General features: G+C 44.0%; 43 protein-coding genes and 1 pseudogene. 42 read left to right on the plus strand and 2 right to left on the minus strand.

Annotated features, from left to right (window positions below):
• The 39 genes and pseudogenes from rplC (at position 1) to AC3WJJ_RS24695 (ending at position 23,104) form a co-directional block, all read left to right on the plus strand.
• Positions 1-624 (plus strand): 50S ribosomal protein L3, encoded by a 624-nt coding sequence (rplC, locus tag AC3WJJ_RS24505; RefSeq protein WP_492544666.1) that lies wholly within the window; start codon positions 1-3, stop codon positions 622-624.
• A gap of 26 nt (positions 625-650) precedes the next feature.
• Positions 651-1,274, plus strand: coding sequence for a 50S ribosomal protein L4 (gene rplD / locus AC3WJJ_RS24510; RefSeq protein WP_379244034.1), 624 nt, complete (start codon positions 651-653; stop codon positions 1,272-1,274).
• On the plus strand, positions 1,274-1,567 hold the full coding sequence (gene rplW, locus AC3WJJ_RS24515) for a 50S ribosomal protein L23 (RefSeq protein WP_208917606.1): 294 nt from the start codon (positions 1,274-1,276) through the stop codon (positions 1,565-1,567). Before rplD ends, rplW begins: the two co-directional genes overlap by 1 nt.
• 29 nt (positions 1,568-1,596) lie before the next feature.
• Positions 1,597-2,427: a 50S ribosomal protein L2 gene (gene rplB / locus AC3WJJ_RS24520; RefSeq protein WP_422658455.1), complete on the plus strand. Its 831-nt coding sequence runs from the start codon at positions 1,597-1,599 to the stop codon at positions 2,425-2,427.
• Between the two features lie 69 nt (positions 2,428-2,496).
• Positions 2,497-2,772: a 30S ribosomal protein S19 gene (gene rpsS / locus AC3WJJ_RS24525; RefSeq protein WP_208917608.1), complete on the plus strand. Its 276-nt coding sequence runs from the start codon at positions 2,497-2,499 to the stop codon at positions 2,770-2,772.
• 35 nt (positions 2,773-2,807) lie between these two features.
• Positions 2,808-3,140: a 50S ribosomal protein L22 gene (rplV, locus tag AC3WJJ_RS24530; RefSeq protein WP_379244026.1), complete on the plus strand. Its 333-nt coding sequence runs from the start codon at positions 2,808-2,810 to the stop codon at positions 3,138-3,140.
• A 13-nt stretch (positions 3,141-3,153) separates the two neighbouring features.
• The gene (gene rpsC / locus AC3WJJ_RS24535) at positions 3,154-3,819 is read left to right on the plus strand and encodes a 30S ribosomal protein S3 (RefSeq protein WP_422658453.1); all 666 of its coding nucleotides are present in this window, start codon (positions 3,154-3,156) and stop codon (positions 3,817-3,819) included.
• Between the two features lie 2 nt (positions 3,820-3,821).
• Positions 3,822-4,256: a 50S ribosomal protein L16 gene (gene rplP / locus AC3WJJ_RS24540; RefSeq protein WP_379244024.1), complete on the plus strand. Its 435-nt coding sequence runs from the start codon at positions 3,822-3,824 to the stop codon at positions 4,254-4,256.
• On the plus strand, positions 4,246-4,443 hold the full coding sequence (gene rpmC, locus AC3WJJ_RS24545) for a 50S ribosomal protein L29 (protein ID WP_007132561.1): 198 nt from the start codon (positions 4,246-4,248) through the stop codon (positions 4,441-4,443). The genes rplP and rpmC overlap by 11 nt, the downstream gene beginning before the upstream one ends.
• Positions 4,444-4,487: 44 nt before the next feature.
• Positions 4,488-4,754, plus strand: coding sequence for a 30S ribosomal protein S17 (gene rpsQ / locus AC3WJJ_RS24550; protein ID WP_036589437.1), 267 nt, complete (start codon positions 4,488-4,490; stop codon positions 4,752-4,754).
• Between the two features lie 36 nt (positions 4,755-4,790).
• Positions 4,791-5,159, plus strand: a complete 369-nt coding sequence (gene rplN / locus AC3WJJ_RS24555; RefSeq protein WP_422658452.1) for a 50S ribosomal protein L14 — start codon at positions 4,791-4,793, stop codon at positions 5,157-5,159.
• Positions 5,160-5,215: 56 nt separating this feature from the next.
• Positions 5,216-5,569: a 50S ribosomal protein L24 gene (gene rplX, locus AC3WJJ_RS24560; RefSeq protein WP_492544671.1), complete on the plus strand. Its 354-nt coding sequence runs from the start codon at positions 5,216-5,218 to the stop codon at positions 5,567-5,569.
• Between the two features lie 30 nt (positions 5,570-5,599).
• Positions 5,600-6,142 carry a 50S ribosomal protein L5 gene (gene rplE / locus AC3WJJ_RS24565; RefSeq protein ID WP_422658450.1) on the plus strand — a complete coding sequence of 181 codons (543 nt, stop codon included), beginning with the start codon at positions 5,600-5,602 and terminating at the stop codon, positions 6,140-6,142.
• 39 nt (positions 6,143-6,181) lie between these two features.
• Positions 6,182-6,367 carry a type Z 30S ribosomal protein S14 gene (locus tag AC3WJJ_RS24570; protein WP_013312154.1) on the plus strand — a complete coding sequence of 62 codons (186 nt, stop codon included), beginning with the start codon at positions 6,182-6,184 and terminating at the stop codon, positions 6,365-6,367.
• A gap of 33 nt (positions 6,368-6,400) precedes the next feature.
• On the plus strand, positions 6,401-6,799 hold the full coding sequence (rpsH, locus tag AC3WJJ_RS24575; RefSeq protein ID WP_007132557.1) for a 30S ribosomal protein S8: 399 nt from the start codon (positions 6,401-6,403) through the stop codon (positions 6,797-6,799).
• Positions 6,800-6,828: 29 nt separating this feature from the next.
• Entirely contained in the window at positions 6,829-7,371 is a 543-nt protein-coding gene (rplF, locus tag AC3WJJ_RS24580; RefSeq protein WP_422658449.1) for a 50S ribosomal protein L6, read from the plus strand.
• A 113-nt stretch (positions 7,372-7,484) separates the two neighbouring features.
• Positions 7,485-7,853 carry a 50S ribosomal protein L18 gene (gene rplR, locus AC3WJJ_RS24585; protein WP_422658448.1) on the plus strand — a complete coding sequence of 123 codons (369 nt, stop codon included), beginning with the start codon at positions 7,485-7,487 and terminating at the stop codon, positions 7,851-7,853.
• 26 nt (positions 7,854-7,879) lie between these two features.
• Positions 7,880-8,377 carry a 30S ribosomal protein S5 gene (gene rpsE / locus AC3WJJ_RS24590; protein ID WP_422658447.1) on the plus strand — a complete coding sequence of 166 codons (498 nt, stop codon included), beginning with the start codon at positions 7,880-7,882 and terminating at the stop codon, positions 8,375-8,377.
• A gap of 12 nt (positions 8,378-8,389) precedes the next feature.
• On the plus strand, positions 8,390-8,575 hold the full coding sequence (rpmD, locus tag AC3WJJ_RS24595; RefSeq protein ID WP_422658446.1) for a 50S ribosomal protein L30: 186 nt from the start codon (positions 8,390-8,392) through the stop codon (positions 8,573-8,575).
• Between the two features lie 42 nt (positions 8,576-8,617).
• Positions 8,618-9,058: a 50S ribosomal protein L15 gene (rplO, locus tag AC3WJJ_RS24600; RefSeq protein ID WP_422658445.1), complete on the plus strand. Its 441-nt coding sequence runs from the start codon at positions 8,618-8,620 to the stop codon at positions 9,056-9,058.
• Positions 9,058-10,356 (plus strand): preprotein translocase subunit SecY, encoded by a 1,299-nt coding sequence (gene secY / locus AC3WJJ_RS24605; RefSeq protein ID WP_422658444.1) that lies wholly within the window; start codon positions 9,058-9,060, stop codon positions 10,354-10,356. The genes rplO and secY overlap by 1 nt, the downstream gene beginning before the upstream one ends.
• 82 nt (positions 10,357-10,438) lie before the next feature.
• Positions 10,439-11,083, plus strand: coding sequence for an adenylate kinase (locus tag AC3WJJ_RS24610; RefSeq protein WP_422658443.1), 645 nt, complete (start codon positions 10,439-10,441; stop codon positions 11,081-11,083).
• A gap of 5 nt (positions 11,084-11,088) precedes the next feature.
• Complete coding sequence (gene map / locus AC3WJJ_RS24615) at positions 11,089-11,841, plus strand: type I methionyl aminopeptidase (protein ID WP_422658442.1); 753 nt, start codon at positions 11,089-11,091, stop codon at positions 11,839-11,841.
• A 9-nt stretch (positions 11,842-11,850) separates the two neighbouring features.
• A pseudogene (locus AC3WJJ_RS24620) lies at positions 11,851-12,157 on the plus strand (KOW motif-containing protein).
• 2 nt (positions 12,158-12,159) lie between these two features.
• Positions 12,160-12,375, plus strand: coding sequence for a translation initiation factor IF-1 (gene infA / locus AC3WJJ_RS24625; RefSeq protein ID WP_028559500.1), 216 nt, complete (start codon positions 12,160-12,162; stop codon positions 12,373-12,375).
• Between the two features lie 154 nt (positions 12,376-12,529).
• Positions 12,530-12,643 carry a 50S ribosomal protein L36 gene (rpmJ, locus tag AC3WJJ_RS24630; RefSeq protein ID WP_003333770.1) on the plus strand — a complete coding sequence of 38 codons (114 nt, stop codon included), beginning with the start codon at positions 12,530-12,532 and terminating at the stop codon, positions 12,641-12,643.
• A gap of 18 nt (positions 12,644-12,661) precedes the next feature.
• The gene (gene rpsM / locus AC3WJJ_RS24635) at positions 12,662-13,030 is read left to right on the plus strand and encodes a 30S ribosomal protein S13 (RefSeq protein ID WP_054956044.1); all 369 of its coding nucleotides are present in this window, start codon (positions 12,662-12,664) and stop codon (positions 13,028-13,030) included.
• Positions 13,031-13,049: 19 nt separating this feature from the next.
• Positions 13,050-13,445 (plus strand): 30S ribosomal protein S11, encoded by a 396-nt coding sequence (gene rpsK / locus AC3WJJ_RS24640; RefSeq protein WP_054956043.1) that lies wholly within the window; start codon positions 13,050-13,052, stop codon positions 13,443-13,445.
• A 131-nt stretch (positions 13,446-13,576) separates the two neighbouring features.
• Positions 13,577-14,521 (plus strand): DNA-directed RNA polymerase subunit alpha, encoded by a 945-nt coding sequence (locus AC3WJJ_RS24645; protein WP_054956042.1) that lies wholly within the window; start codon positions 13,577-13,579, stop codon positions 14,519-14,521.
• A 33-nt stretch (positions 14,522-14,554) separates the two neighbouring features.
• Positions 14,555-14,920: a 50S ribosomal protein L17 gene (rplQ, locus tag AC3WJJ_RS24650; protein ID WP_379243997.1), complete on the plus strand. Its 366-nt coding sequence runs from the start codon at positions 14,555-14,557 to the stop codon at positions 14,918-14,920.
• 423 nt (positions 14,921-15,343) lie between these two features.
• Positions 15,344-16,141, plus strand: coding sequence for a tRNA pseudouridine(38-40) synthase TruA (truA, locus tag AC3WJJ_RS24655; protein WP_492544678.1), 798 nt, complete (start codon positions 15,344-15,346; stop codon positions 16,139-16,141).
• Positions 16,142-16,431: 290 nt separating this feature from the next.
• Positions 16,432-16,869 (plus strand): 50S ribosomal protein L13, encoded by a 438-nt coding sequence (gene rplM, locus AC3WJJ_RS24660; RefSeq protein WP_422658440.1) that lies wholly within the window; start codon positions 16,432-16,434, stop codon positions 16,867-16,869.
• A gap of 19 nt (positions 16,870-16,888) precedes the next feature.
• On the plus strand, positions 16,889-17,281 hold the full coding sequence (gene rpsI, locus AC3WJJ_RS24665) for a 30S ribosomal protein S9 (RefSeq protein ID WP_054956038.1): 393 nt from the start codon (positions 16,889-16,891) through the stop codon (positions 17,279-17,281).
• Positions 17,282-17,529: 248 nt separating this feature from the next.
• The gene (locus AC3WJJ_RS24670) at positions 17,530-18,093 is read left to right on the plus strand and encodes an RNA polymerase sigma factor (RefSeq protein WP_492544681.1); all 564 of its coding nucleotides are present in this window, start codon (positions 17,530-17,532) and stop codon (positions 18,091-18,093) included.
• Entirely contained in the window at positions 18,090-19,007 is a 918-nt protein-coding gene (locus tag AC3WJJ_RS24675) for a DUF3298 and DUF4163 domain-containing protein (RefSeq protein ID WP_492544683.1), read from the plus strand. The genes AC3WJJ_RS24670 and AC3WJJ_RS24675 overlap by 4 nt, the downstream gene beginning before the upstream one ends.
• A gap of 169 nt (positions 19,008-19,176) precedes the next feature.
• The gene (locus AC3WJJ_RS24680; protein ID WP_492544685.1) at positions 19,177-19,869 is read left to right on the plus strand and encodes a phosphoadenylyl-sulfate reductase; all 693 of its coding nucleotides are present in this window, start codon (positions 19,177-19,179) and stop codon (positions 19,867-19,869) included.
• Between the two features lie 53 nt (positions 19,870-19,922).
• Positions 19,923-21,104, plus strand: coding sequence for a sulfate adenylyltransferase (gene sat, locus AC3WJJ_RS24685; RefSeq protein ID WP_492544687.1), 1,182 nt, complete (start codon positions 19,923-19,925; stop codon positions 21,102-21,104).
• Between the two features lie 70 nt (positions 21,105-21,174).
• Positions 21,175-21,948, plus strand: coding sequence for an N-acetylmuramoyl-L-alanine amidase CwlD (gene cwlD / locus AC3WJJ_RS24690; protein ID WP_492544689.1), 774 nt, complete (start codon positions 21,175-21,177; stop codon positions 21,946-21,948).
• Between the two features lie 70 nt (positions 21,949-22,018).
• The gene (locus AC3WJJ_RS24695; protein WP_492544699.1) at positions 22,019-23,104 is read left to right on the plus strand and encodes an Mrp/NBP35 family ATP-binding protein; all 1,086 of its coding nucleotides are present in this window, start codon (positions 22,019-22,021) and stop codon (positions 23,102-23,104) included.
• A 67-nt stretch (positions 23,105-23,171) separates the two neighbouring features.
• On the opposite strand, the gene gerD is transcribed toward AC3WJJ_RS24695, so the two are convergent.
• The gene (gene gerD, locus AC3WJJ_RS24700; RefSeq protein ID WP_492544691.1) at positions 23,172-23,879 is read right to left on the minus strand and encodes a spore germination lipoprotein GerD; all 708 of its coding nucleotides are present in this window, start codon (positions 23,877-23,879) and stop codon (positions 23,172-23,174) included.
• A 127-nt stretch (positions 23,880-24,006) separates the two neighbouring features.
• Here gerD and AC3WJJ_RS24705 point away from each other — a divergent pair, with 127 nt between their 5' ends.
• A complete protein-coding gene (locus AC3WJJ_RS24705; RefSeq protein WP_492544693.1) occupies positions 24,007-24,600 on the plus strand; it encodes a KinB-signaling pathway activation protein in 594 nt (197 codons plus the stop codon).
• A gap of 48 nt (positions 24,601-24,648) precedes the next feature.
• Here the strand turns inward: AC3WJJ_RS24705 and pdaB are convergent, their stop codons facing one another.
• Entirely contained in the window at positions 24,649-25,452 is an 804-nt protein-coding gene (pdaB, locus tag AC3WJJ_RS24710; RefSeq protein ID WP_422658432.1) for a polysaccharide deacetylase family sporulation protein PdaB, read from the minus strand.
• 91 nt (positions 25,453-25,543) lie between these two features.
• On the opposite strand from pdaB, the gene AC3WJJ_RS24715 reads away from it, so the two are divergent.
• Both AC3WJJ_RS24715 and AC3WJJ_RS24720 read left to right on the plus strand, forming a co-directional pair.
• The gene (locus AC3WJJ_RS24715) at positions 25,544-26,155 is read left to right on the plus strand and encodes a stage II sporulation protein M (protein WP_492544695.1); all 612 of its coding nucleotides are present in this window, start codon (positions 25,544-25,546) and stop codon (positions 26,153-26,155) included.
• Positions 26,156-26,360: 205 nt separating this feature from the next.
• Entirely contained in the window at positions 26,361-26,591 is a 231-nt protein-coding gene (locus AC3WJJ_RS24720) for a hypothetical protein (protein ID WP_422658430.1), read from the plus strand.
• Positions 26,592-26,980 lie beyond the last annotated feature (389 nt).

A 26,980-nucleotide genomic window follows, 5' to 3' on the forward strand; every position in this document is an offset into this window, starting at 1 on the left:
ATGAAAGGTATCTTAGGGAGAAAGCTCGGAATGACTCAAGTATTTACCGCTGAAGGTGATGTGATTCCTGTAACGGTTATCGAAGCAGGTCCTTGTGTTGTTTTGCAAAAGAAAGATCTAGAGAACGATGGTTACGAAGCTGTACAAATCGGTTTCTCTGACAAGAAAGAAAAGAACGCTACTAAGCCAGAAGCAGGACATGCGAAAAAAGCAAACACTGCACCTAAGCGCTACGTTCGAGAAATTCGCGGTGTTGACCTCGCGAGTGTCGAGGTTGGACAAGAAGTGAAGGCTGATATCTTCGCTGAAGGCGAATATGTTGACGTAACTGGTATTTCTAAAGGTAAAGGATTCCAGGGCGTAATCAAGCGTTGGGGACAAAGCCGCGGACCAATGTCTCACGGTTCTCGTTACCACCGTCGTCCGGGTTCCATGGGTTCGATCCAAGCTAACCGCGTTCCTAAAGGAAAGCGTCTGCCGGGTCACATGGGTCACAAGACGGTTACAATCCAGAAGCTTGAGATCGTTAAAGTGGACGTTGAACGCAACGTGTTGCTTGTAAAAGGATCTATTCCTGGACCTAAAAAAGGCCTAGTGCAAATTAAAGAAACGGTGAAAAAATAATCACCTAAAGAAAGGAGGAACAATCAATGCCTAAAGTAGCACTTTTAAATATCGACGGTAGCCAAGTTGGCGAAGTTGAATTGAACGATGCGGTATTTGGCATCGAGCCGAATGAGCATGTTCTGCATAGCGCAGTATTGTTACAACGCGCTTCTCTGCGTCGTGGTACTCATAAAGTCAAAGGACGTTCTGAAGTACGCGGCGGCGGACGTAAGCCTTGGAAACAAAAAGGTACAGGTCGTGCCCGTCAAGGTTCGATCCGTTCACCACAATGGAAAGGCGGCGGCGTAGTATTTGGACCAACTCCACGTAGCTACTCCATCAAACTGCCTAAGAAAGTTCGTCGTTTGGCGATCAAATCCGCTTTGTCTTCCAAAGTGATTGATAATGCGATTATCGTATTGGATCAATTGACGCTAAATGCTCCGAAAACGAAAGAGTTCGCTAACATCTTGAGTAACCTTAAAGTTGGACGCAAAGCTCTGATCGTTGCTCCTAGCTATGATGATAATGTAGCCCTTTCCGCTCGTAATATTCCTGGAGTGAAATTCGTAGCGGCAGACGGCATTAATGTTCTTGACGTACTGACGTACGATCAACTGATCATTACGAAGGAAGCAGTTCAGAAGGTAGAGGAGGTGCTCGCGTAATGAAGGATCCTCGCGATATAATCAAGCGCCCAGTGATCACGGAACGTACGGCTGACTACATGGCGGAACTGAAATATGCTTTCGAAGTAGACATTCGTGCTAACAAAACCGAGATTAAACAAGCGGTTGAATCCATTTTTAAAGTTAAAGTATCGAACGTGAATACAATGCGTGTTCCTGCGAAGCCGAAACGTTACGGCCGCCACTCTGGTTACACTACAGAATGGAAGAAAGCTATCGTAACTTTGACAGCTGACAGCAAACCGCTTGAGTTCTTTGAATCGGTTGAATAAGAAATTTCTGAGTAAGGAGGGAAAATTCAGTGCCTATTAAAAAGTATAAACCGACATCCCCGGCTCGACGTAACATGTCCGTGTCGACTTTCGAAGAAATCACCACGAACCAGCCGGAGAAATCGTTGCTTGCGCCGCTGAGCAAAACAGCTGGACGTAACAACCAAGGTAAAATTACGGTTCGTCACCATGGCGGCGGACACAAGCGTAAATACCGTATTATCGACTTCAAACGTACGAAAGATGGCATTCCAGGTCGCGTTGCTACGATCGAGTATGACCCGAACCGTACTTCTAACATCGCTCTGATCCACTATGCGGATGGCGAGAAGCGTTATATTATCGCACCTAAAGGACTGAAAGTTGGAGACCAAGTTGTTTCTGGTGTAGGTTCTGACATTAAAATTGGTAATGCTCTTCCTTTGGAGAACATTCCAGTAGGTACAGTTATCCACAACATTGAATTGCAACCAGGTAAAGGTGGCCAATTGGTACGTGCTGCTGGTACAGAAGCGCAACTTCTCGGTAAGGAAGAAAAGTATGTAACAGTACGTTTGTCTTCTGGTGAAGTTCGTCACATTCTGAAAACTTGCCGTGCTACTATCGGTTCTGTAGGTAACGGAGACCATGAGCTTATCAAGATCGGTAAAGCTGGTCGTAACCGTTGGCTCGGCAAACGTCCTGAAGTACGTGGTGTGGTAATGAACCCTAACGATCACCCTCACGGTGGTGGTGAAGGTCGCGCTCCTATCGGACGTAAATCACCTATGTCTCCTTGGGGTAAACCAACCCTTGGTGCTAAGACTCGTAAAAAAGGAAAAGCTTCTGACAAATATATCGTTCGCCGTCGCACGAAGTAATACACACTGTGCATAACTTCGTGTGAGGTTGCGAGATACGAGACAATTTGGTGAAGGGAGGATTACAATATGAGCCGTAGTTTGAAAAAAGGACCTTTTATCGATGGATATCTGCTTAAAAAAGTGGAGGACATGAACGAATCCAGCAAAAAAGCTGTGATCAAAACTTGGTCCCGTCGTTCCACGATTTTCCCGCAATTTATCGGTCACACATTCGGCGTATACGATGGCCGTAAGCACGTGCCTGTATATGTAACGGAAGACATGGTGGGTCACAAGTTGGGCGAATTCGCGCCAACGCGTACTTACAAAGGTCACGAAGACGACAAGAAAACAAGACGTTAATTAATACAGCTCTTTGTTTGAGAGGAGGTTAAACAATGGAAGCAAAAGCACATGCAAGATCGATTCGGATTGCTCCTCGTAAAGCTCAACTGGTAGTTGACTTGATCCGCGGTAAGCAAGTTGGTGAAGCGATCGCGATTCTTCGTCACACTCCGAAAGCTGCATCTCCAGTTGTTGAGAAGCTGCTGAACTCAGCAATCGCAAATGCTGAGCATAACTACTCTATGGATGTTAGTAAATTGGTCGTGAGCCAAGTTTACGTCAACCAAGGTCCGACGATGAAACGTTTCCGCCCTCGTGCGATGGGACGTGCAAGCCGGATTAACAAACGCACCAGCCACATTACTTTGGTGGTAGCTGAAAAATAAGGAGGGAAAACGTGTGGGCCAAAAGGTAAATCCAATAGGACTCCGTATCGGTATTATCCGTGACTGGGAATCCAAATGGTATGCAGGCAAAGATTTCGGTGATCTTTTGCTGGAAGACGTTAAAATCCGTGAATACCTGAAAAATAAATTGAAAGACTCCGCTGTATCCCGTATTGAAATCGAGAGAGCGGCTAATCGTGTGAACGTGACGATCCACACTGCGAAACCAGGTATGGTTATCGGTAAAGGTGGTTCGGAAGTTGAAGTACTGCGTGGTCAAGTGACTAAAATCGCAGGCGGCAAGAAGGTTCACATCAACATCTCTGAAATTAAGAACCCTGAGTTGGACGCTATTCTTGTAGCTGAAAGCATTGCACAACAATTGGAACGTCGTGTTTCTTTCCGTCGTGCTTTGAAACAAGCAATTCAAAGAACTATGCGCTCTGGAGCGAAAGGGATCAAAACATCCGTTAGCGGACGTCTTGGCGGTGCTGAGATCGCTCGTACGGAAGGCTACAGCGAAGGAACTGTTCCACTTCATACGCTTCGTGCAGACATCGACTATGGTACAGCAGAAGCGCATACGACTTACGGCCGTATCGGCGTGAAAGTATGGATCTATCGTGGAGAGGTTCTTCCTACGGCTAAGAAACAAGCTGCTCAGGAAGGAGGCAACTAATCATGTTGGTACCAAAACGTGTAAAACACCGCAAACAACAGCGCGGCCATATGAAAGGTCGGGCAAAAGGCGGTACTGAACTGAACTTCGGCGAATTCGGCCTGCAAGCAATGGAACCAGGTTGGATCACGAACCGTCAGATCGAAGCTGCGCGTATCGCGATGACTCGTTATATCCGTCGTGGTGGTAAAGTTTGGATCAAAATCTTCCCAGACAAGCCGATTACTCAAAAGCCTCTCGAAGTGCGTATGGGTAGTGGTAAAGGTAATGTCGAGAAGTGGGTTGCAGTTGTAAAACCAGGCAAGATTATGTTTGAACTTGGAGGCGTGTCTGAGGAAATCGCCCGCGAAGCGATGCGTCTCGCCGCTCACAAGCTGCCTGTTAAAACGAAGTTTGTGAAACGTGAAGAAGTGGGTGGTGAAGCAAATGAAAGCTAATGAACTGCGCAACTTAACCACTGCAGAAATCGAGCAAAAAATCGCCGGATTTAAAGAAGAACTCTTTAATCTCCGTTTTCAATTGGCTACAGGCCAGCTTGATAATCCGACCCGGATTCGTGACGTGCGCAAAGAAATAGCTCGTGCTAAAACCGTTATCCGTGAAAGAGAACTTGGGATTAGTTAATGAAGCAGACGTTGCCGTCTGAATTCAGGAAGGAGGCCAACACAATGAGCGAAGAACGCAATGCTCGTAAAGTGCAAATTGGTAAAGTTGTCAGCGACAAAATGGATAAAACCATCGTTGTAGCTGTTGAAACCTATAAGAAGCATAACTTGTATCACAAGCGCATTAAGTACACGAAAAAATTTAAAGCGCATGATGAGAACAACACGGCTCAAATCGGAGATACCGTTAAAATCATGGAAACTCGTCCGCTCTCCAAAGACAAACGCTGGAGACTGGTTGAAGTTGTAGAGAAAGCGGTAATCATCTAAAGATGTAATCAGTTTTCCCGAAAGGAGGAAATTTCAATGATTCAACCATTTACTCGTTTGGCTGTTGCCGACAACTCCGGTGCGAAGGAACTGATGTGTATCCGCGTATTGGGTGGTACAGGTCGCCGTACAGCACAGATCGGTGATTTGATCGTATGCTCCGTCAAACAAGCAACACCAGGCGGCGTTGTCAAAAAAGGTGATGTAGTTAAAGCGGTTGTCGTTCGTACGAAGCGTTCCGTTCGTCGTAAAGACGGATCTTACATTGCATTTGACGAAAACGCAGCGGTAGTTGTTAAAGAAGACAGAAGCCCACGTGGAACTCGTATTTTCGGACCAGTTGCTCGCGAACTTCGCGAGAGAGACTTCATGAAAATCGTTTCCTTGGCTCCGGAAGTAATCTAATCGGTATGATTGAGATAAGTTATGCTTGCCCAGTCAAGCCCCAGGAGGTGTAACGAATGCCTAGAGTGAAAAAAGTTCTGGAATCCCACAACAATAAACTGCACGTTAAAAAAGACGATACAGTTATTGTGATCAGCGGTAAAGACAAAGGCAAAAAAGGCCGTGTCATCGCAGCATATCCTCGTGAGAACCGCGTTTTGGTGGAAGGTGTAAACATGATCAAGAAGCATCAGAAGCCTAACCAACAAAACCCGCAAGGCGGTATCATCGAGCAAGAAGCTCCGATTCATGTTTCGAACGTGATGCACGTTGATCCTAAGAGCGGAAATGTAACCCGTATCGGTTACAAAGTGCTGGACAACGGTAAGAAAGTCCGTATCGCTAAGAAATCCGGAGAATCAATCGATTAATAAGAAGTGTAGAAAGGAGGTCCTTGAATCATGGCAATCAGAATGAAAGAACGTTTTCTTAACGAAGTCACTCCTGCCTTGATGCAGAAGTTCAACTATAAGACGGTTATGCAAGTTCCTAAAATTGAGAAAGTTGTCATCAACATGGGTGTAGGTGACGCAGTAGCTAACTCAAAAGTACTTGATTCCGCTGTGAGCGACATGCAATTGATCGCTGGTCAAAAACCAGTTATCACCCGTGCGAAGAAATCCATCGCCGGATTCAAACTACGTGAGAATATGCCAATCGGCGTTAAGGTAACACTGCGCGGTGAGCGTATGTATTACTTCCTCGATAAGTTGTTCAACGTTACGCTTCCACGCGTACGCGACTTCCATGGCGTATCTACAAAAGCTTTCGACGGACGTGGTAACTATACCCTCGGTTTGAAAGAGCAACTCATTTTCCCTGAGATTGAGTACGATCAAGTAGATAAAGTTCGTGGTATGGATATCGTTATCGTTACAACGGCTAAAACTGACGAAGAGTCCCGTGAATTGCTTACTCAATTGGGTATGCCTTTCGCGAAATAAGACGGTTTCTCCGAAACTATTTAGGAGGTGTCAGGCTAAGTGGCAAAAACTTCGATGAAAGTTAAACAACAACGCACACCTAAGTTTAAGGTACGGGCATATACCCGTTGCGAGCGTTGTGGTCGTCCACATTCGGTACTGCAGAAGTTTAAAATTTGCAGAATTTGTTTCCGTGAATTAGCTTATAAAGGCCAGATTCCTGGCGTGAAAAAAGCAAGCTGGTAAGAAGTTTATAACCGGGAAGGAGGTTTACCACACATGACTATGTCCGATCCAATTGCAGATATGCTTACTCGTATTCGTAACGCTAACACAGTGCGTCACGAGACAGTAGAAATGCCTGCTTCGACGATTAAGAAACAAATCGCTGATATCTTGAAGCGTGAAGGTTTCATCCGTGATGCGGAATTTGTGGAAGATAACAAACAAGGAATCATTCGTGTTTTCTTGAAATATGGTTCCAACAACGAACGCGTCATTACAGGTCTGAAAAGAATTAGTAAACCAGGTCTACGCGTGTACACGAAGAGTAATGAAGTACCTCGTGTTCTCGGCGGACTGGGTATCGCGATTATCTCCACATCTAAGGGAGTTATGACCGACAAAGAAGCTCGTCAAGCCAAAGCCGGCGGAGAAGTTCTCTGCTACGTATGGTAATAAACGTCACAAGATAGGAGGTGCAATGAATGTCCCGTATTGGTCGTAAACCAATTGCTATCCCAAGCGGTGTGGATGTCACACTGGATAACACTGTTATCACGGTAAAAGGACCTAAAGGTACCTTGACTCGTGAACTGCATAAAGACATGCAGATTACAGTAGAAAACAACGAAATCACTGTTGTTCGGCCTTCCGACAACAAAACTCATCGTTCTCTTCACGGCACGACCCGCAGCGTTGTCTCGAACATGGTAAGCGGCGTGACTGAAGGATTCGCGAAAAACCTTGAACTGGTTGGTGTCGGATACCGTGCAAGTAAATCCGGAGATAAAATCGTTCTGAACGTGGGTTACTCCCACCCAGTTGAAATTACTCCTGAGCCAGGAATCGAGTTTGAAGTACCTTCCAACACGAAGATCACTGTAAGAGGAATCGATAAAGAGCGCGTAGGTGCATACGCTGCTAAAATCCGTTCCGTACGTGAGCCTGAGCCGTATAAAGGTAAAGGTATTAAGTACGAAGGTGAACGCATTATCCGTAAGGAAGGTAAGGCCGGTAAGAAGAAATAAGGTAGCGGTTCTCGGGGCAGCCCGGGAGGCTTGCTAACCTGTTTGTCCTTACTTACCCCATGAGTCTTAAAGTGAAGCTGTTAAGGCAAAACTGAAGGGAGTGAAAGGGAAGCATGATCACGAAACAAGACAAAAACAAAGCTCGTTTGAAAAGACACCTGCGTGTGCGTAAGAAAATTCAAGGCACTGCAGAACGTCCACGTCTGAATGTGTTCCGTTCTTCGAAACACATTTACGCTCAACTGATCGATGACGTGGCCGGCGTGACTTTGGCATCGGCTTCTACATTGGATAAAGATTTGAGCAGCGACATCAAGAACGGCGGAAGCGTTGAGTCCGCTCGTAAAGTCGGAGAGCTCGTTGCAAAACGTGCAGTAGACAAAGGTTATAAATCGATCGTATTCGATCGTGGTGGATACTTGTATCACGGACGTATTCAAGCACTGGCTGAAGCAGCTCGCGAAGCAGGCCTTGAATTCTAAGACATTTTCAAAAGGAGGTAAACGACTTGCGTGTAGATCCTAACACTTTAGAACTGACTGAAAAAGTTGTAAATATTAACCGCGTTGCTAAGGTTGTAAAAGGCGGACGCCGTTTCAGCTTTAGCGCACTGGTAGTTGTCGGTGATGGCAAAGGTTGGGTTGGAGCAGGTATTGGTAAAGCTGGCGAAGTACCGGATGCAATCCGCAAAGCCATCGAAGATGCTAAGAAAAACCTGATTCATGTTCCTTTGGTTGGAACAACAATTCCTCACCTCGTTACAGGTCACTTTGGTGCAGGCCGAGTTCTTTTGAAGCCAGCATCAGAAGGTACCGGAGTAATTGCCGGCGGACCAGTTCGTGCAGTACTTGAACTGGCTGGCGTAGGCGACATTTTGACAAAATCCCTAGGTTCTTCGAACTCCATGAATATGGTCAATGCGACTTTAGAAGGGTTGTCCCGTCTGAAACGTATTGAAGAAGTTGCCAAGCTTCGCGGCAAATCCGTCGAAGAGCTGTTGGGTTAAGGAGGGAATCTCATGGCTAAACTTGAAATCACCCTCGTGCGCAGCGTGATCGGACGTCCGGAAGATCAGCGTGTGACCGTGAAAACACTTGGATTGCGTAAAATCAACCATTCTGTGGTTCATAATGACGATCCAGCCATTCGCGGTATGATCAAGAAGGTAAATCACCTGGTTTCTGTTCAAGAAATCGAAGGTTAGTCCCGGGATTACCCCGGATACATTAAGGAGGTGCAACGAACGATGAAGTTACATGAGCTGAGCCCAGCCCCAGGATCCCGTAAAGAGCGCAAACGCGTTGGTCGCGGACCAAGTAGTGGTACGGGTAAAACATCAGGTCGAGGTCACAAAGGACAAAACTCCCGTTCAGGCGGTGGTGTACGTCCAGGCTTCGAAGGCGGTCAAAACCCGCTGTATCGTCGTCTGCCTAAACGCGGTTTTGTGAATCCAACTCGTAAAGAGTACGCGATTGTGAACATCGAAGAACTGAACAGCTTTGCAGAAGGTACTGAAGTAACTCCAGAAGTTTTGGTCGAGAGCGGAATCGTAAACAATACGAAGAGCGGCATCAAAATTCTTGGCAACGGTGAAGTAACCGTGAAATTGTCTGTAAAAGCTAATAAGTTCTCTCAATCTGCGGTAGAGAAGATCGAGGCTGCCGGCGGTAAAACCGAGGTGATCTAATGTTTAAGACCCTGAAAAATATATGGCGTGTCGATGATCTTCGTAAGCGAATTTTGTTCACCCTGTTTGTATTGATTATTTTTCGTATCGGATCGTTCGTACCAGTTCCTGGTGTGAACAAAGATGTGTTTACTCAATCGAATCAAGCAGGTAACGAATTGTTCGGTCTACTCAACACGTTTTCGGGGGGCGCACTTCAGCAATTCTCGATTTTCGCCCTCTCGATATTTCCATATATTACATCGTCCATTATCGTACAGTTACTGTCGATGGACGTCATTCCGAAATTTGCGGAATGGGCCAAACAAGGGGAACACGGTAAAAAGCAGTTGGCTCAAATCACCCGTTATGGTACGGTAGTGTTGGGCTTGATTCAGGCCTTCGGTATGTCAATCGGATTTAACCGTCTATACGGTACCGAAATGATCCCGAATGCTACCTTCGTTGATTACCTCGTTATCGCGATCGTTTTGACAGCTGGTACATCATTCTTGATGTGGCTGGGTGAACAGATCACGGAACGCGGAATCGGTAACGGTATCTCAATTATTATCTTTGCAGGTATCGCTGCGGGAATTCCAATGCATATCCGTACAACAGTTGAGTCGAATTTCATTCAAGACAGTCAGACTTTCTTGAATATTCTGAAGGCTATTATTATCCTTCTGGTACTCGTCTTGATCGTAGTCGGTGTTGTGTTTATCCAGCAAGGTATTCGCAAAATCCCGGTTCAATATGCTAAACGTGTTGTAGGTAACAAGATGTATGGTGGACAGAACACACACATTCCACTGAAAATCAATGGCGCTGGCGTCATTCCGGTTATCTTTGCAATGTCTCTGCTTCAGTTCCCTGTTATTCTTGCAAGCTTCTGGTCTACACACGCATGGGCAAAGTGGGTAACCACTAACCTTGCATATGATAAACCACTGGGTATGGTCCTCTATGTAGTTATGATCATTGGTTTCACCTTCTTCTACACATTTGTGCAGATGAATCCAAACCAGATGGCTGACAACATGAAGAAGAATGGCGGCTATGTACCAGGTATTCGTCCAGGTAAAGCTACCGAGAAGTATCTGACTCGAGTTATGACTCGTTTGACAATGACAGGAGCTATTTTCCTGGCTGTTATCTCAGTGCTTCCAGTATTCTTCGGAGCGCTTGCTGGCCTTCCGCGTACGGTTCAAATCGGTGGTACATCCTTGCTGATCGTAGTCGGTGTTGCACTGGATACGATGAAGCAGATCGAAAGCCAATTGATCAAACGCCATTACAAAGGATTTATTAATAAATAGTCGATAGGTTCCGGTTAGTGGTCAATTCTGCTTCCGGCACCTATTGTGCTGTTCTTACTATAAGACAGGAGGAGGGACTAAGGTGAACATCTTATTCATGGGCCCTCCTGGGGCAGGTAAAGGAACACAAGCAGAAACCATTGTCAATGAATTCAGCATTCCTCATATTTCTACAGGCGACGCGTTTCGTTTGGCGATTAAACAAGGAACTCCTATTGGGATTAAAGCAAAAGAATTCATGGATCAAGGTCTGTTGGTACCAGATGATGTGACAATTGGTATTGTGGCTGAAAGACTGCAGCAGTCCGATTGCGAAAAAGGTTTTTTATTGGACGGTTTTCCAAGAACCCTTTCGCAAGCGGAAGCGCTGGATGACATTCTAGCCCGCTTGAATACTCGTCTTGATCATGTCATCAACCTGAAAGTTGACCGTGAGAAACTGATGGCTCGTCTTACTGGACGACGGATCTGTAAGAACTGCGGCGCAACTTATCATGTGATCTTTAATCCGCCTAAACAGGAAGGCATTTGTGATAAATGCGGCGGTGAATTGTATCAACGCTCCGACGACAACGAAGAGAGCGTAGGCATTCGCTTGGACGAATATATCAACAAAACTGCACCACTCCTCACGTTTTATGAGAAACAAGGTCTTCTGCGTCAAATTGATGGTGATCAGGAAATCGGCGCGGTTTCCGCTGAAATTGCGTCCGTACTGCGAGGTTAAGTGTAATGATCATTTGTAAATCCGATAAGGAACTGGGCTTGATGAGAGAAGCAGGTAGGATTGTGGCCGAGTGTCATAAACTCCTTTCTGCACACATTGAACCCGGCATTACAACCGGGGAACTCGATCATATGGCCGACCGTTTCATTCGCAGCCAAGGCGCTTTGCCGTCTTTCAAAGGCTACAACGGATTTCCTTCCAGCATTTGCGCATCAGTTAATGAAGAATTGGTGCATGGATTTCCAAGCAAACGCAAATTAATCGAAGGCGATATCGTTACGTTTGATATCGGTGCACAGTATCAGGGTTACCACGGTGACTCGGCATGGACCTACCCTGTAGGGAAGATTACCGATGAAGCTCAGCGATTGCTGGATGTAACAGAAGGTTCTCTCTTTGCCGGACTTGCGCTAATCAAACCCGATGTCCGCTTGTTTACAATCTCTCATGCCATTCAACGTCATATCGAAGATGCAGGATTCTCTGTTGTCCGAGAATATGTGGGGCATGGTGTGGGCACCGATCTGCATGAAGATCCGCAAATTCCGAACTATGGCATTCCTGACCGAGGACCTAGACTCAAACCAGGTATGGTACTGGCGATAGAGCCAATGGTTAACGCCGGTAAGCGCAATGTTAAGACGCTGGAAGACAATTGGACAGTCGTTACGGTCGATGGTTCACTATGTGCTCACTTCGAGCATACGGTAGCGGTGACCGAAGACGGTATGGAAATTTTGACGAAGCTGGCTGATTAGGTGATTGATTTGAATAAACCAAACACAATTGAGATTGGTCAGGTCGTTAAGATATTGAGAGGCAGAGATGCTGATCAGTACGCCATTGTCGTTTCGATAGAAGACAGCAAGTTTGTTAATATTGCGGATGGGAACAAACGTAAGTTTGATCAGGCGAAGAAGAAGAGCCTTCTTCACCTGCAACCCCAACCATTCATTAGTAGTGAGGTTGTAAACAGTTTGCAAGAAAGCGGTCGGGTAACAAATGGAAAGCTGCGGTTCGCCGTAGCCAAGTTTTTATCCGACGAATCCAAGTGTTGATCAGAAAGGAGAATAACTGTGGCCAAGGAAGATGTCATTGAAGTTGAAGGTACGGTTATCGAACCGTTGCCGAATGCAACATTTAAAGTCGAGCTTGAGAATGGTCATCAAATTCTCGCTCACGTTTCCGGGAAATTGCGGATGCACTTTATCCGCATCCTTACAGGTGACAAAGTGGTCATACAATTATCACCATACGATTTGACCAAAGGTCGTATCACGTACCGTAAATAGTATATCGTTCCCCTGGGGAATAAAGGAAAGCTGCGAAGCGGTTTTACTGAAGTAAAACTCAGCAGCGGTTACGAACAGTTTTGCTGCTAGCAAAACAAAAGTCTAGTTTTCGAAGCTGGTTTTACACACGTAAAACTTTGAGGAGGTAATTAACATGAAGGTGAGACCTTCTGTGAAGCCTATTTGCGAAAAATGCAAAGTCATTCGCCGCAAAGGGAATGTAATGGTTATCTGTGAAAATCCGAAACACAAACAAAAACAAGGTTAAAGAAGGGGGTGTAGCGTAATGGCTCGTATAGCTGGTGTGGATTTGCCACGTGACAAACGCGTTGAGATCGCCTTGACTTACATTTTCGGAATCGGTAAAACGACTTCCCAGAAAATTATCAAAGAAGCAGGCATCAATCCGGACACTCGTGTTCGTGATCTGACGGAAGATGAAGTTGGTAAATTGCGTGAAACGATCGACAAAATGGTTAAGGTAGAAGGCGACCTGCGTCGTGAAATTTCCTTGAATATTAAACGTTTGACTGAGATTGGCTGCTATCGTGGTGTTCGTCACCGTCGTGGCTTGCCAGTTCGTGGACAACGTACTAAAACTAATGCTCGTACACGGAAAGGTCCTCGTCGTACGGTAGCGAACAAGAAGAAATAGGAAAGGGGGATAACAAACAATGGCTAAACCAAAAAAAGTCGTACGTACTAAACGTCGTGACCGCAAAAATATCGAATCTGGCGTGGCTCATATTCGTTCCACGTTCAACAATACGATCGTAACCATTACGGATCCCCACGGAAATGCTATTTCTTGGGCGAGCTCCGGCGGCATGGGATTCAAAGGTTCCCGTAAGTCTACTCCATTTGCTGCACAAATGGCTGCTGAAACAGCTGCTAAAGCTGCAATGGAGCATGGTATGAAGGCAGTGGAAGTTATGGTTAAAGGCCCAGGTGCTGGCCGTGAAGCAGCGATTCGTTCTCTGCAAGCAGCTGGTCTGGAAGTTAACCTCATTAAAGACGTAACACCGATTCCACATAACGGATGCCGCCCACCAAAACGTCGTCGCGTATAATGAAGTCATCCTGTTAATGTGGTATAAATCCGGTGCAATCTGCTAAGAATGGTTGTTTAGGCATACTACATGGATTACTGGATAAGATGACAGTTTCATATAGGAGCGACGTTTGAAGGAGGGGTACTTGCGTGATTGAAATCGAAAAGCCGAAAATTGAGACCGTTGATGTCAATGAAGAAGGAACCTATGGAAAATTCATTGTAGAACCGTTAGAGCGTGGATATGGTACGACGCTGGGGAATTCACTTCGCCGCATCCTGCTGTCCTCGCTGCCTGGCGCAGCCGTTACATCTGTTCAGATTGATGGTGTTCTACATGAGTTCTCCACAATTCCTGGTGTCATGGAAGACGTGACTGAAATCATTTTGAACCTTAAAGCTTTGTCGCTGAAGATTCATTCCGATGAAGAAAAAGTGTTCGAAATTGATGCCGAAGGCGAAGGGGTTGTTACCGCTGGTGACATTCGTGCGGATAGCGATGTTGAAATCCTTAATCCGGATCTTCACATTGCAACGCTCGGCCCTGGTGCGAGACTTCACATGCGTATTTTTGCGAGTCGCGGTCGTGGCTATGTCCAGGCGGATCGGAACAAACGCGATGACCAGCCTATCGGCGTCATTCCCGTCGATTCGATCTACACGCCGATTAGCCGTGTGAACTACGGTGTAGAAAATACGCGTGTTGGTCAAGTAACCAACTACGATAAGTTGACACTCGAAATCTGGACGGATGGAAGCATTCGGCCAGAAGAGGCTGTCAGCCTCGGCGCTAAAATTTTGACTGAGCATTTGTTCTTATTCGTTGGTCTAACTGACGAAGCGAAAGATGCTGAAATTATGGTCGAAAAAGAAGAAGACAAGAAAGAAAAAGTGCTTGAAATGACGATCGAAGAGCTAGATCTCTCTGTTCGTTCCTATAACTGCCTCAAGCGTGCCGGCATTAACACGGTACAAGAGCTAACTACGAAAACAGAAGAGGATATGATGAAGGTTCGTAACTTGGGCCGCAAATCCTTGGAAGAGGTTCAAGAGAAGCTCGAAGAGCTTGGTTTAGGACTCCGTACGGAAGAATAGTTTGAGATTGTTTTAGCAAAGGAGGGAAAACACATGGCATACCAAAAGTTGGGCCGCGACTCCAGTGCGCGTAAAGCGTTGTTCCGTGACCTGGTAACCGACCTGTTCCTATATGAGCGTATTCAAACGACTGAGGCGAAAGCTAAAGAAGTTCGCTCGATCGCTGAAAAACTGATCACGAAGGCAAAACGTAATGATTTGCATTCTCGTCGTCAAGTAGCAGCATTCGTTCGTCGTGAGACAGTTGATGGAGAGCAAGATGCAATCCAAAAATTGTTCTCCGAAATCGCGCCTCGTTACTCCGAGCGTCCAGGTGGATACACTCGTATCCTTAAACTAGGACCTCGTCGTGGCGATGCAGCTCCAATGGTTTACTTGGAACTGGTTGACCGCGCGTAGTTAACTCGATCCCGTTAGATCACACTTTGATATCATGTTAGGATGGTTCTGCATCTTAACATACTCAAGGAAGTGAGCACTGCATTCTGAAGCGACTGTAGTTATGTATGCCCGGCTCTACACTAGTTTATCCAATAGGATAACTTGTGCAGCCTATCCAATCGGGTCGTGGTTCGAGATGGATCAAGTCGGCTTCCGACTCATCTCGGCTACCCCAGGGCATCGTATGCGAGGGCCTTCTAGTCATGCGGCTGACAATTAGGGATCGGCTAGCATGATGAAAAGGAGCTCCTTGGGGGCTCTTTTTTAGATATAGAAGTAATTCTTCTATTCGATCATGTTACACATAAGCCGTCCTAATATGGACGGCGAAGTTGTGTCTACTTCGGTAGCAGATTCAAGGAAGTGAACCAGGAGGGAACCATGCGCAATCTTCTGATGAAAGTCAGTTACGACGGAACCAACTACAATGGATTTCAGACTCAGCCTGGTGGAAACACGATACAGGATCTACTCGAGGATGCGATTGAGCAACTCTCAGGAGAGCGTTTAAAGATTACCGCTTCTGGTCGTACGGATGCAGGTGTTCATGCACGGGGCCAGGTGTTCAATTTCTATACGGGGTCTAAGATTCCAGTAGAGCGTTGGTGCATTGCACTTAATTCGAGGCTACCTCAGGATATCGTCGTTACAGATGCGATGGAAGTACCACTTGAATTTCACTCTCGACGGGAAGCGAAGCGAAAAACGTATCGGTATACGATTAATGCCAATCAATTTCCTGATCTGTTTAACCGCAGGTATCAATTTCATCATCATGGCAAGCTCAATATCGCTGCCATGGAAGAAGGGCTGCGCTACCTGATCGGTACCCATGATTTCACAACATTTGCTTCACGAAAATCTACGAAACCATCGCATATACGGACAATTTATGATGCTTGGATTGAGACGGATACAACTTCGTGTCGTCCTGATAGCAGAGATCAGGGAATCGTTCATACGTATGTAACTGGGAGTGGCTTTTTACAGCATATGGTGAGGATTATAATGGGGACGCTTATGGAAGTGGGAGAAGGAAAACGAACACCTGAGAGTATCAAGGCGATACTCGAAGCCAAGAACCGGGCAGCAGCCGGTCCTACCGCAATGGGGACAGGTCTTATGCTTTGGGATGTTGAATACGATCTATCCTCTTTCGAATACAATGATTTGACCTAAATTATTGTAATCATAAAGTCTTAATATTGAAGGACAAACCGTATTCGATCTTTTTGGGATCCTGTTCAATGAATCCAGTAAAAATACGTGATGTTTACCTAAAAAATCGCTTGCGATTTAGGGGTTGTTCCTGTATTATATAAGTTGTGTTTTCTTAACGGCTCTCCCACAGCCCCGGTTAAGAAAATGCCGAGAACAATCCATCACTTTAAAAATGTTAGACATACGATCGAAGATAGATGAAGAAAATTTGACACAGATTTTCGGATGAAAACAAGGAGGAACTATACATGCGTACGACCTATATGGCTAAGCCAAATGAAGTTGAGCGTTCTTGGTACATCGTTGATGCCGAAGGCAAAACGCTTGGCCGCTTGGCAAGTGAAGTTGCTGCTCTTATCCGCGGCAAACATAAGCCTCAATTTACTCCACATGTGGATACAGGGGATTTCGTTGTAGTAATCAACGCTGAGAAAATTCACCTGACTGGTAAGAAAATGAGTAACAAGAAATACTATCGTCACTCCATGCATCCAGGTGGTTTGAAGGTGACTGTAGCTGAAGACATGATTAAAAAATTCCCTGAGCGCGTGATCGAAAGCGCGGTTCATGGTATGCTTCCAAAAACCCGTATGGGCGATAAAATGAAGCTGAGACTCAAAGCTTATGCAGGCACAGCACATCCACACGAAGCTCAAAAACCAGAAGTTTACGAACTTCGCGGTTAATTAAAAGGAGGACAGTTTCATGGCACAAGTACAATACTATGGGACAGGTCGTCGTAAGCACTCGGTAGCACGTGTTCGCCTTGTACCGGGTGAAGGACGAATTGTCATTAATAAACGTGACATCAATGAATACTTCGGTTTGGAAACACTCAAACTGATCGTTAAACAACCTTTGAACCTGACTGAAACTCTGGGCAAATATGACGTTCTCGTCATCGCTCATGGTGGCGGTATTTCTGGTCAAGCTGGAGCAATCCGTCACGGGATCTCCCGTGCATTGCTGAAAGCTGACCCTGAATTCCGTGGTTCATTGAAAAAAGCAGGATTCCTGACTCGTGACCCTCGTATGAAAGAGCGTAAAAAATACGGTCTTAAAGCGGCTCGTCGCGCACCTCAGTTCTCCAAACGTTAATATCAACGTACACAGCCTGTTTCACCATTGGTGGAACAGGTTGTTTTTTTATTTGTGTATATGAGATCTCTAACTCAAAATCGTGCATTCAAGGTATGTACGTTAGTAAATTAATAAATACAGGTAAGAGGCTCCTCTACATGGGCAGGGGCCTTTTACTTGTGTTTATAAATGAGAGGCATGTGTAATTTTTTACCTGAAACAATTTAACAGTCCGTTTCCTCTTCAATAGTATTGGAGGTGAGAGAGTGGAACGCGAAACCGTCGACGGTCTATTCAACAAAATTTACGATGATACTTATCAGGCATGTCTCATCTACGTTACATGCAAATGTAGTAACACTCAGGATATCTCTGATATTCTGCAAGAAACATACTTATCAATTTATCGAATCCTTGCTGAAAAGGGAACTGAATATATCCAAAATCCTGAAGCGTATGTCATTCGCGTCGCGAAGACAAACTTATCGAAGCGATATAGATTCCAAGATAAATTAAAAAACGTGATTCCCCTTTTTGGGGAAAAGGATGATGACGAAGAATACAATGTAGCCGATTTAAAGAGTGATACTTTTGTAAATTCCTTAGAGTCTCAAGTGGTCCAACGCGAAACGTTGCATCAAATCTGGTGTTATTTAAAAAACAAACCTCAAGGTATTCAGAAAGTCTTTTTACTTTTCTATTATGCTGATATGACCATTGCGGAAATCGCTCGAGTACTTAAGCTTCATGAATCTACAGTGAAAACCAGGTTATATCGTACTACCCGAGAAATAAGAAGAAAATTTGGTCAGGAAGGTGCACAATTATGACTGAAAAAGAGATGATGAAAAAACTAATAGAAGATAACCTAGTCAATAAAGAAGAAATAAGACAAAGAGTGCTTGAATCGGCCCATAATGAAAAGGGTGTTAAACCTATGAATAGTAAGAAATTATCCAAAATGAAATATACCTTGATTCCAGTGGCTGCTTGCTTCGCATTTGTTATTATGGTGAATACGAGTACGGTCTTCGCGTCTTCCATGTCTAATATTCCGATCTTGAACAGCATTGCAAAAGTCGTCACCATTAGTGAATACACAATTTCACGAGATGCCAATGAAACACATGTCAAAATGCCAGTCTTTTCAGATTTTTCAAATAAAGAACTAGAACAACGGATAAATTCTGAGATCTCCAAGAAAATTGAAACCTTAACTGCAGAAGCAGAGGCATACGCAGCAGAATATAAAAAGAACTATTTATCCCCCGAAAACAAAGAATCCGAGTATATACCAATGACATATGAGTTTGATTACGAGGTACACAGTAACAATCAGGATATCCTTTCATTTGTTATAACGCAAACAGAACGTAATAATACAACTCAAAAGTATCTTGATGAGATGGGTGTTCCGGAAAAATCCGAGTATGTAACACTGTATATGTATAACATTGATCTTAAGACAGGTAAGGATATTACACTTCAAGATCTTTTAGGTGACAATTTCAAACAGATTGCAAATCGTGAGATAGAACGTCAAGTAAAAGAGCGTGCCCAAAAGGATAAGAATCTTCTATACTACTATGAGGAGTTCTTTGCCTCAAAAGGGCCCAAGGGAATTGAGGATAACCAGCAGTTCTATATTAATGAGGCTGGTAACCCTGTCTTAGTGTTTGATAAATATATCATTGCACCGGAATATGCGGGCATTCAGGAATTTGAAATTCCGAAGCACAAGTAATAATGAAACATAACTTAGAATAAAAGGGCCTTTTCCACTTGTGGAAGAGGTTTTTTTTCTGTTTTCACCCCACCACATGTTGACAATAATTAGAAATGATCTATACTGTATTTAATTCATACTATTAATGTAGGATTTAAAGGGATTGTAATGAGGGAGGGGCATTACGTTGAATTTACTTGAAAAAGAGCAATGGATTAAGGAAAGAGCCATAAGTTTTGAACAAGCTACAGCTGAGGATATTATTACGCAAGCTATTGAAGCATTTCCCAATATTACTTTTGCGTGTAGTTTTGGAGCTGAAGACGTGGTATTGGTGGATATGGTACAGAGAATTAGTCCATCCACGGATATTTTTTATCTGGATACTGACTTTCACTTCCAAGAAACCTACGATACCCGTGATCGACTAGAGGCTAAGTATGGGATGGAATTTGTTCGGGTTTCCCCTTTAATTACGCCGGAGGAACAGACGGTTCAATATGGAGATTCATTATGGAGTGTTGATCCCAATCAATGTTGTGGCATAAGAAAAGTTGAACCGTTGACCCGCATTTTATCTCAATATGATGCTTGGATCACTGGAATACGTCGCGACCAAGCGCCAACACGTGCTAATTCCAAAAAAGTTGAATATGACAGTAAGTTTGGTCTCGTCAAATTTAATCCGATTGCTGATTGGACGAGTGAAGATGTATGGCAGTATATTCGCTCCAATGATATCATTTACAACCCACTACATGATCGTAATTTTCCTAGCATCGGCTGTAATTATTGCACTCGTGAAGTTCTCCCTGGTGAAGATCCACGGGCAGGTCGCTGGGCTGGTAACGAAAAGACAGAATGTGGTCTTCATAAATAACGTTATTACTAAAAACATAGGATAACAATCAAAAAACACGGGGAGGAATATTCATGACATCCATTCAGCCGCATGGAGGGCATTTAATTCAGAGATTAGTGCCTGAACATAGACGTGATGAATTAATCAATGCAGCCCATACACTAAAGCAAATTCCAGTGAATACTTGGACCATTTCAGATTTGGACCTCATTGCTGTAGGTGCTTTTTCTCCATTAGAAGGATTTCTGAATGAAGATGACTACAAGTCGGTAATAAGTTCAATGAGATTGGCTAATGGTACAGTATGGAGCATTCCCATTACTTTATCCGTAGAAGAGCAGACAGCTAATCAACTTTCCGTGGGGGAACAAGTTGCTCTGGTTGGGGAGAAAGACAGCATCGTGTATGCTAACATTCGCATAGAAAGCATTTACCGTGTTGATCAGCGTGAAGAAGCAATTCAAGTGTTCAAAACCGATGATCCGGAGCATCCTGGTGTTCAAAAGCTGTACGAAAAATCCCCTATTTACGTAGGAGGACCTATCGAGGTTCTTCAAAGACCAGAGCCTGAGAAGTTTGGACAGTTTTATTATGATCCTGCTCAGACAAGAGCACACTTTCAAGAGCAGGGGTGGAAGACAGTCGTTGGGTTTCAGACAAGAAATCCGGTTCACCGAGCACATGAGTATATCCAAAAAAGTGCAATGGAGATTGTGGATGCTCTCTTTTTAAATCCGCTTGTTGGTGAGACGAAATCGGATGATGTACCTGCTGATGTACGTATGAGAAGTTATTTAAAACTTCTTGAACACTATTATCCTGCCAACCGAACATTCCTCGGTGTATTCCCTGCAGCGATGCGATATGCTGGTCCTAGAGAAGCTATATTCCATGCGATTGTCCGTAAAAATTACGGTTGCACCCATTTTATTGTTGGTCGTGACCATGCTGGCGTAGGTGATTATTATGGGACATACGAAGCTCAAGAGATATTTAGTAACTTCACTCCAGAAGAGCTGGATATAACTCCTCTCTTTTTTGAACATAGTTTTTTCTGTACGGTTTGTGGTAACATGGCCTCTAGTAAAACATGTCCCCATGATAAAGAACATCATTTGACCTTATCTGGCACAAAAGTTAGGGGACTTCTCCGAGAAGGCAAATGCCCACCACCAGAATTCACACGCCCTGAGGTGGCTCAAATTTTGATTGAGGGTATGAAGGAACATACAATGGAACATACAACTGTATAAAGAGGGTATATTTTTCCGCCTTGTCCCATATGCATGAATTACAACACTCATGGGACGAGGTGGATTTTTTATGTCCAAACAGCGATCTGACAAGGTAACTTTGTGGATATCTTGGAGACGAATAAAGCAAACTTTCTTTGGTCTTGCCTTGTTCGCTCTATTGTTAGCTGTCATAACGTATGAGATTCCTAGTGCAAAAACGGTGAAGTACTGGAATCTACCGCTCGCAGGTAAAGTAATTGCCCTTGATGCAGGCCATGGTGGACCTGATGGGGGTGCGGTCAGTAAACAAGGCATCATTGAGAAGGATATCAATCTTGCTGTAACTCTTTATTTACGTGATTATCTTCAGCAAGCTGGGGCGCTTGTTGTGCTGACAAGAGAAGGAGACTACGATTTAGCTGCACCTGAAACGAAAGGGTACTCTAAACGGAAAACAGAGGATTTGAAGAAACGTGTTCGGCTCATCGAGGATAATCGCGCAGATATGTTTTTGACTATTCATCTAAACAGCATACCTTCTAATCGTTGGAGGGGAGCACAGACCTTTTATCCGCCTAATAACGGGGATAGTAAAAGTTTAGCTGAATTGATCCAGAACGAAATTAGGCATAACCTCGAGAATACCGATCGTATGGCCAAAACGGATAATAAAGTGTTCCTACTGCAAGCATTGCAAATTCCATCAGCGCTTGTAGAAGTAGGTTTTCTTTCCCATCCCCAAGAGTCGGAATTACTTCGTGATGAGAAATACCAGAGAAAAGTAGCTGCTTCTGTGTACAAAGGAGTTTTACGCTATATGTCAGGAGAACGAGTGAATCAGTCGTCAGAGAAGGCGAACTAGTGGTATACTAGTTAAGAATTGAAACATTCAGATAAAGCCATTACATAGAGCCGAGGTGCTGATTGTCATGCTGATAAGCAGAGAGCAGGTACAGGAGATTCTACAGCCAATACAGGATCCAGATACAGGGGAGAGCCTGATTGCGCTGCAACGAATTCGCGATATTGTGGTAAAGGATAGTACAGTTAGATTATCAGTAACGTATAGCAATGAAGAGGATCGAGCACAACTTGATGGACAGATTAGGGAGCTACTTCAAGCCATTGGTGCTCAAGACATTCATATTCGGATGCGCCCTTTAGTGAATACAGAACAAGAAGATCCGAACGACCTTGAGAAACTTACAAAGGGACATGCTGCCGGAATGCAGAATAATACACTTTTAAGTGAAAATTCCGGAGTTCATTTTATTGCAATCGCGAGTGGTAAAGGTGGAGTTGGTAAATCAACCGTTACCGTCAACTTAGCAACAGCCTTAGCGCGTCAAGGCAAAAAGGTAGGGCTGATTGATGCTGATATTTACGGTTTCAGTGTGCCTGATATGATGGGGATCGAGGAAGGACCCAACGTAACAGACGAGGGTGTCATTATCCCTGTTGAACGTTTTGGCGTTAAGGTAATGTCTATGGGATTTTTCATTCGTGAGAATAGTCCAGTTGTATGGCGTGGCCCGATGCTTGGTAAAATGCTGCGTCAATTCTTCGAAGATGTAGCTTGGGGCGACCTCGACTATATGCTACTTGATCTCCCACCGGGTACAGGTGATGTGGCTTTAGATGTTCACCAGATGATACCGCAGAGCCGAGAGATTATTGTGACTACCCCTCATGCTACAGCTGCATTTGTAGCAGCTCGTGCAGGGGCTATGGCGATACAGACAGACCATGAGATTCTTGGAGTTGTGGAGAACATGGCTTACTACAGCTGTTCACACTGCGGGGAAAAGGACTATGTCTTTGGACGTGGGGGTGGAGGAATGCTGGCAGAGACACTTCATACGGAGTTGCTAGGACAATTGCCTCTAAGAGCACCGGATAACCTTATGGCAGATCCAGATTTCTCTCCATCTGTATATAAGTCGGGTACAGAGAGCGCGAATATATACGACGAAATAGCTGTGCGAATTGCCGGCAAATGTGAAGGAACGGCATCATAAAAGATTTCAAATTACTATAGAGAAAAGCTCCCTAATTTAAGGGAGCTTTTTTTGTTAATAAAGGGACTTAGCTATTCCCGCCGCCAGATCCACCTTGTTCTTTTCCTTTTTCCTCGTTACCGGATCCTGCCCCTTGTCCGCCTTGCTTTTCTTCCTGCCCGCCTTGTTGGCCCTTCTTCTCAACGGAAGGCTGCAGTTCGTCTTTTACGACAGATTTAAGTAGCTCAAGTACTTCCATACGGAAAAGAGGGTTTTGCATCGCTTCCTGCATAATAGTCATGGATTGCTTACGGTAATCTGGAGTTTTGGTTAAGTCTAGAAACGATTTCATCATCTCTGGAGATTTCATAATCTCCTGTATTGATTTTTGATACGTTGGATCTTTGATAAGCTGCATGTGGAGCTGTTTGCTCTCTGAGTTTATCGCTTTAGCGAATTCACCCGCGAATTTAGGATCAGTCATAATTTTTTCAAGCTCTTTCTTGTACTCTTCGGAGACGAGTGTATCTTTTACAGCAGTTCGGATCTGCTCACCGGATTGAGCTGACATCATTTTCATGTTCATCGACCCGCCTCCACTTGAGGCTCCAGATCCACCGAGAGCTTCTTCTACCGCCTTTTTTCCTTCATCACTTTTTAAAATATCAACCACCATGGTTTTCATCTCTTTATAGCCAAATTGCTGTTGGGAAGATGCCTGGTCCGAACCGCATGCGGTAAGCAGCGCGGTAGTTCCGCAGAAAATAATACATAAACGAAATAACGGCCACTTCATTACCGTTGTCCTCCTTTAGGTGAATGCTAAGGATAGTATGTGATGTAAACGAAGAAATATGTCGAAGCGGGAATGGTTTTTTATTGTGAACGTTGGTAAAATAATGTCTTAATGGGGGTGGAAGCATTTGAGCTTACGCAAGTGGGCAAGGTTGTTTTGGAAGACAATGCTCGTTGGAGCAATAGGGGCGGTTGTCGCAGGACTGATATTACAGTTCGCAACAGGTACCATTGAGTTTAAGGGTACAGTGGACATGCTCATATTTCCATTAATATTGTTCGGGTATGGAGCACTTGTAAGCGTTTATTCCCAATTGGGTTTCTTCGCTTACCTCACCTTGAACTATATGGGCATTGGGGTGTTTAAAAGAAAGACGTGGCAGTATGTACAAATTGTACTCTCTGTACTAGCGCTACTAGAGCTTATGTTCCTGCGTACATTTGTAGGTGGAGAGAAGAATCTCGGCTGGGATCTTACGTTAGGAATAGGAATTTTAATCATTGCAGTTGTTGTTACATATTTCAAAGTGAAGTTCACCAACATCAATGCACTCATACCAACAATGTTCTTCATGCTCGCAGTAACAATCCTGGAGATAATCGGGGTACTAAAGATCGGGGTTAACAATGCTACTGTATTTATCATTATCCCGTTGCTTGCGTGTAATGCTTACCAGATGTTGACGCTTCATAAAGTTACACAGGATGAAAAAAAGAGCTAATCAAATTAGCTCTTTTTTTATTAAGGACTCATAAATATATAAGGTTCCTTATAATCCAGCTGCATCATTTATGTTTTTTTGAAGCATGGCCTGATCACGTACTTCAGATCCCTTAGCGGTGCTTTGCTGAAGGAGGTCTGTAACAGTTACGAATTCATAACCTTGTCTACGCAGCTCATCAATGATTTTGGGAAGAGCTTCATGTGTCTGTAAAGAGGAGTCACTAGCATGGAGTAATACGATATCGCCTGGATGTGCTTTGGATACGACACGATCAACAATTTTATCAACGCCAATGTTTTTCCAGTCTTGAGAGTCAGTGTCCCATTGAATGACTGTGTACTTAAGGCTATCTGCAATATTTAGCACTCGTTTGTCAAAATCGCCGTTAGGCATCCGGATCAGTTTGGGTTCTTGTCCTGTCATTGCGGTTAAAATAGTATGGGCTTGGGAAATCTGTTTGCGAATTTCTTCATCGCTGAGTGTGCTGTAGTTGTCATGCTTAAAGCCATGGCTTCCAATTTCAAAGCCGCCATCTTTGATTTGGTTCACGATATCAGGATGACTTTTGCTCCATGGAGCAGACAAGAAAAAGGTTGCCTTCGGAACATTCTTATCCTTAAGGACTTGAAGAATCGGTTCTGTGCGCTTTTCTCCCCAACTAATGTCAAACGTAAGAGCGATCTGCTTTTTGTCCGTAGACACGCTGTAAATGGCTGATGGGGAGCTTTCTGAGAAAACAGAGATGTTGTCACTTTCCACATAAATGACACCGACAGCAAAGATGGCAGCTGCAAAAACAAAGAAAAACCTTTTTATTTTCTTGCCGTTTAGTACATAGAAAAAATTCATATGCTAGAGCCTCTCCTTTCAAATGCTACTGCTTGTTTACTAAAATCTATGCTCGTACTTGTGAGTTATTACTACATTAAGGAGGCATCACATGTTTCGTTTTAGTACTTTTATAAAAGATTTGAAATCGATTCGATTCTCACTGATCCTTTCCACTGTTTTATTTGTAATTGGAATTGTGGTGGGGTGGGTAGGTTCAGGCCCAATTAAGGACATACTTGTTAAGGAGATTCAAGGATTAGGTGATATAAGCCAAAGTTTAAAACAATCAGATAATCCAGAGCTTAGCTTCTTTACGTTCATTTTCCTCAATAACAGCATCAAAAGTATATTGGTGTTGTTCTCGGGTATATTGTTCGGAGTCCTTCCGGTGGTGTTCCTTGCCATTAATGGTATGGTGATCGGTTTCCTCCTAAATCTGGTTGAATCGAATGGAGGAGATTTGGGGGAGATGATATTTAAGGGACTTCTTCCACATGGAATTATTGAAATCCCCGTTATACTTATTGCTTGTGCTTACGGCTTGGCATTAGGGGGTCTTGTAATTAGAAGCATGACGCCTGGAGAGAGAAGAGGAAGCGGGATGAGTGCGCAGTGGAAAGAGTTTTGGCGCAAATCTTTAACGGCTTCGATATGGATTGTTCTGTTACTATTAGTGGCTGCAGGCATTGAGAGTACAATAACGTTTTGGTTAATGTCATAATTTTCCCGAAAAGTGAGCATACCTAATAAAGGGCTTTGATCGTTTAGGATCAGAGCCCTTTACAGAGCATGATGTACGGACATAGAGAACAACGGTATTAATCCGTATTCTAATCTCATATTGACATTACATAGCTCCATATGGAGCCCGAACATGACACATGTGAACTGTAATAGAAAATGTACAATTAAGAGGAGGTCCAACAATGCTGGGAATGCTATTTAACGAAAAAGAATGTAAAGAGCTTGATTATGTATTGCGAAAAGAGCTTGATGAGATGTTGCTGGATCTGAGTGATCAACGTCTTGATCAAAATATCCGTCATGCCATTGCTAACCGATACAAAACGGTATTCCGTATGTATGCAAGGTTTGCTCCCCAGAAGGAATTATCAAAATATGCACGTAACGGGAAGTTTCCACAAACGAAACATTAATTTTCGAAAAAAGTGTTGACTAACCTAAACACTATGTGGTAAATTAATTCTCGCTTCCTTTTTAGAGAGGACGCCGCCAACTTGGCGGCTTTACTTCTTCAATAAACCATCGCAAAACTTTTTCAAAAAAAGTCTTGCAAAGATGATCGGAAGTATGATATATTATAAATCCGGCCGAGAAAAACGGTCGACACACAAATCGCTAAGTAACAAGCTCGAATGAATTTCTTCGAAAAAATAAATTCAAAAAAAAGCTTGCAAACATCGAGAGAGTGTGATAAGATATAAGAGTTGCTGCGGCGGACAAGATTCGCGAGTGACACTGAAGAATTGACCTTTGAAAACTGAACAACGAGTGAGTTAAACCGATCTTACCTCGGTAAGATCAA

It is taken from the genome of Paenibacillus sp. FW507-14B1B, assembly GCF_058781425.1.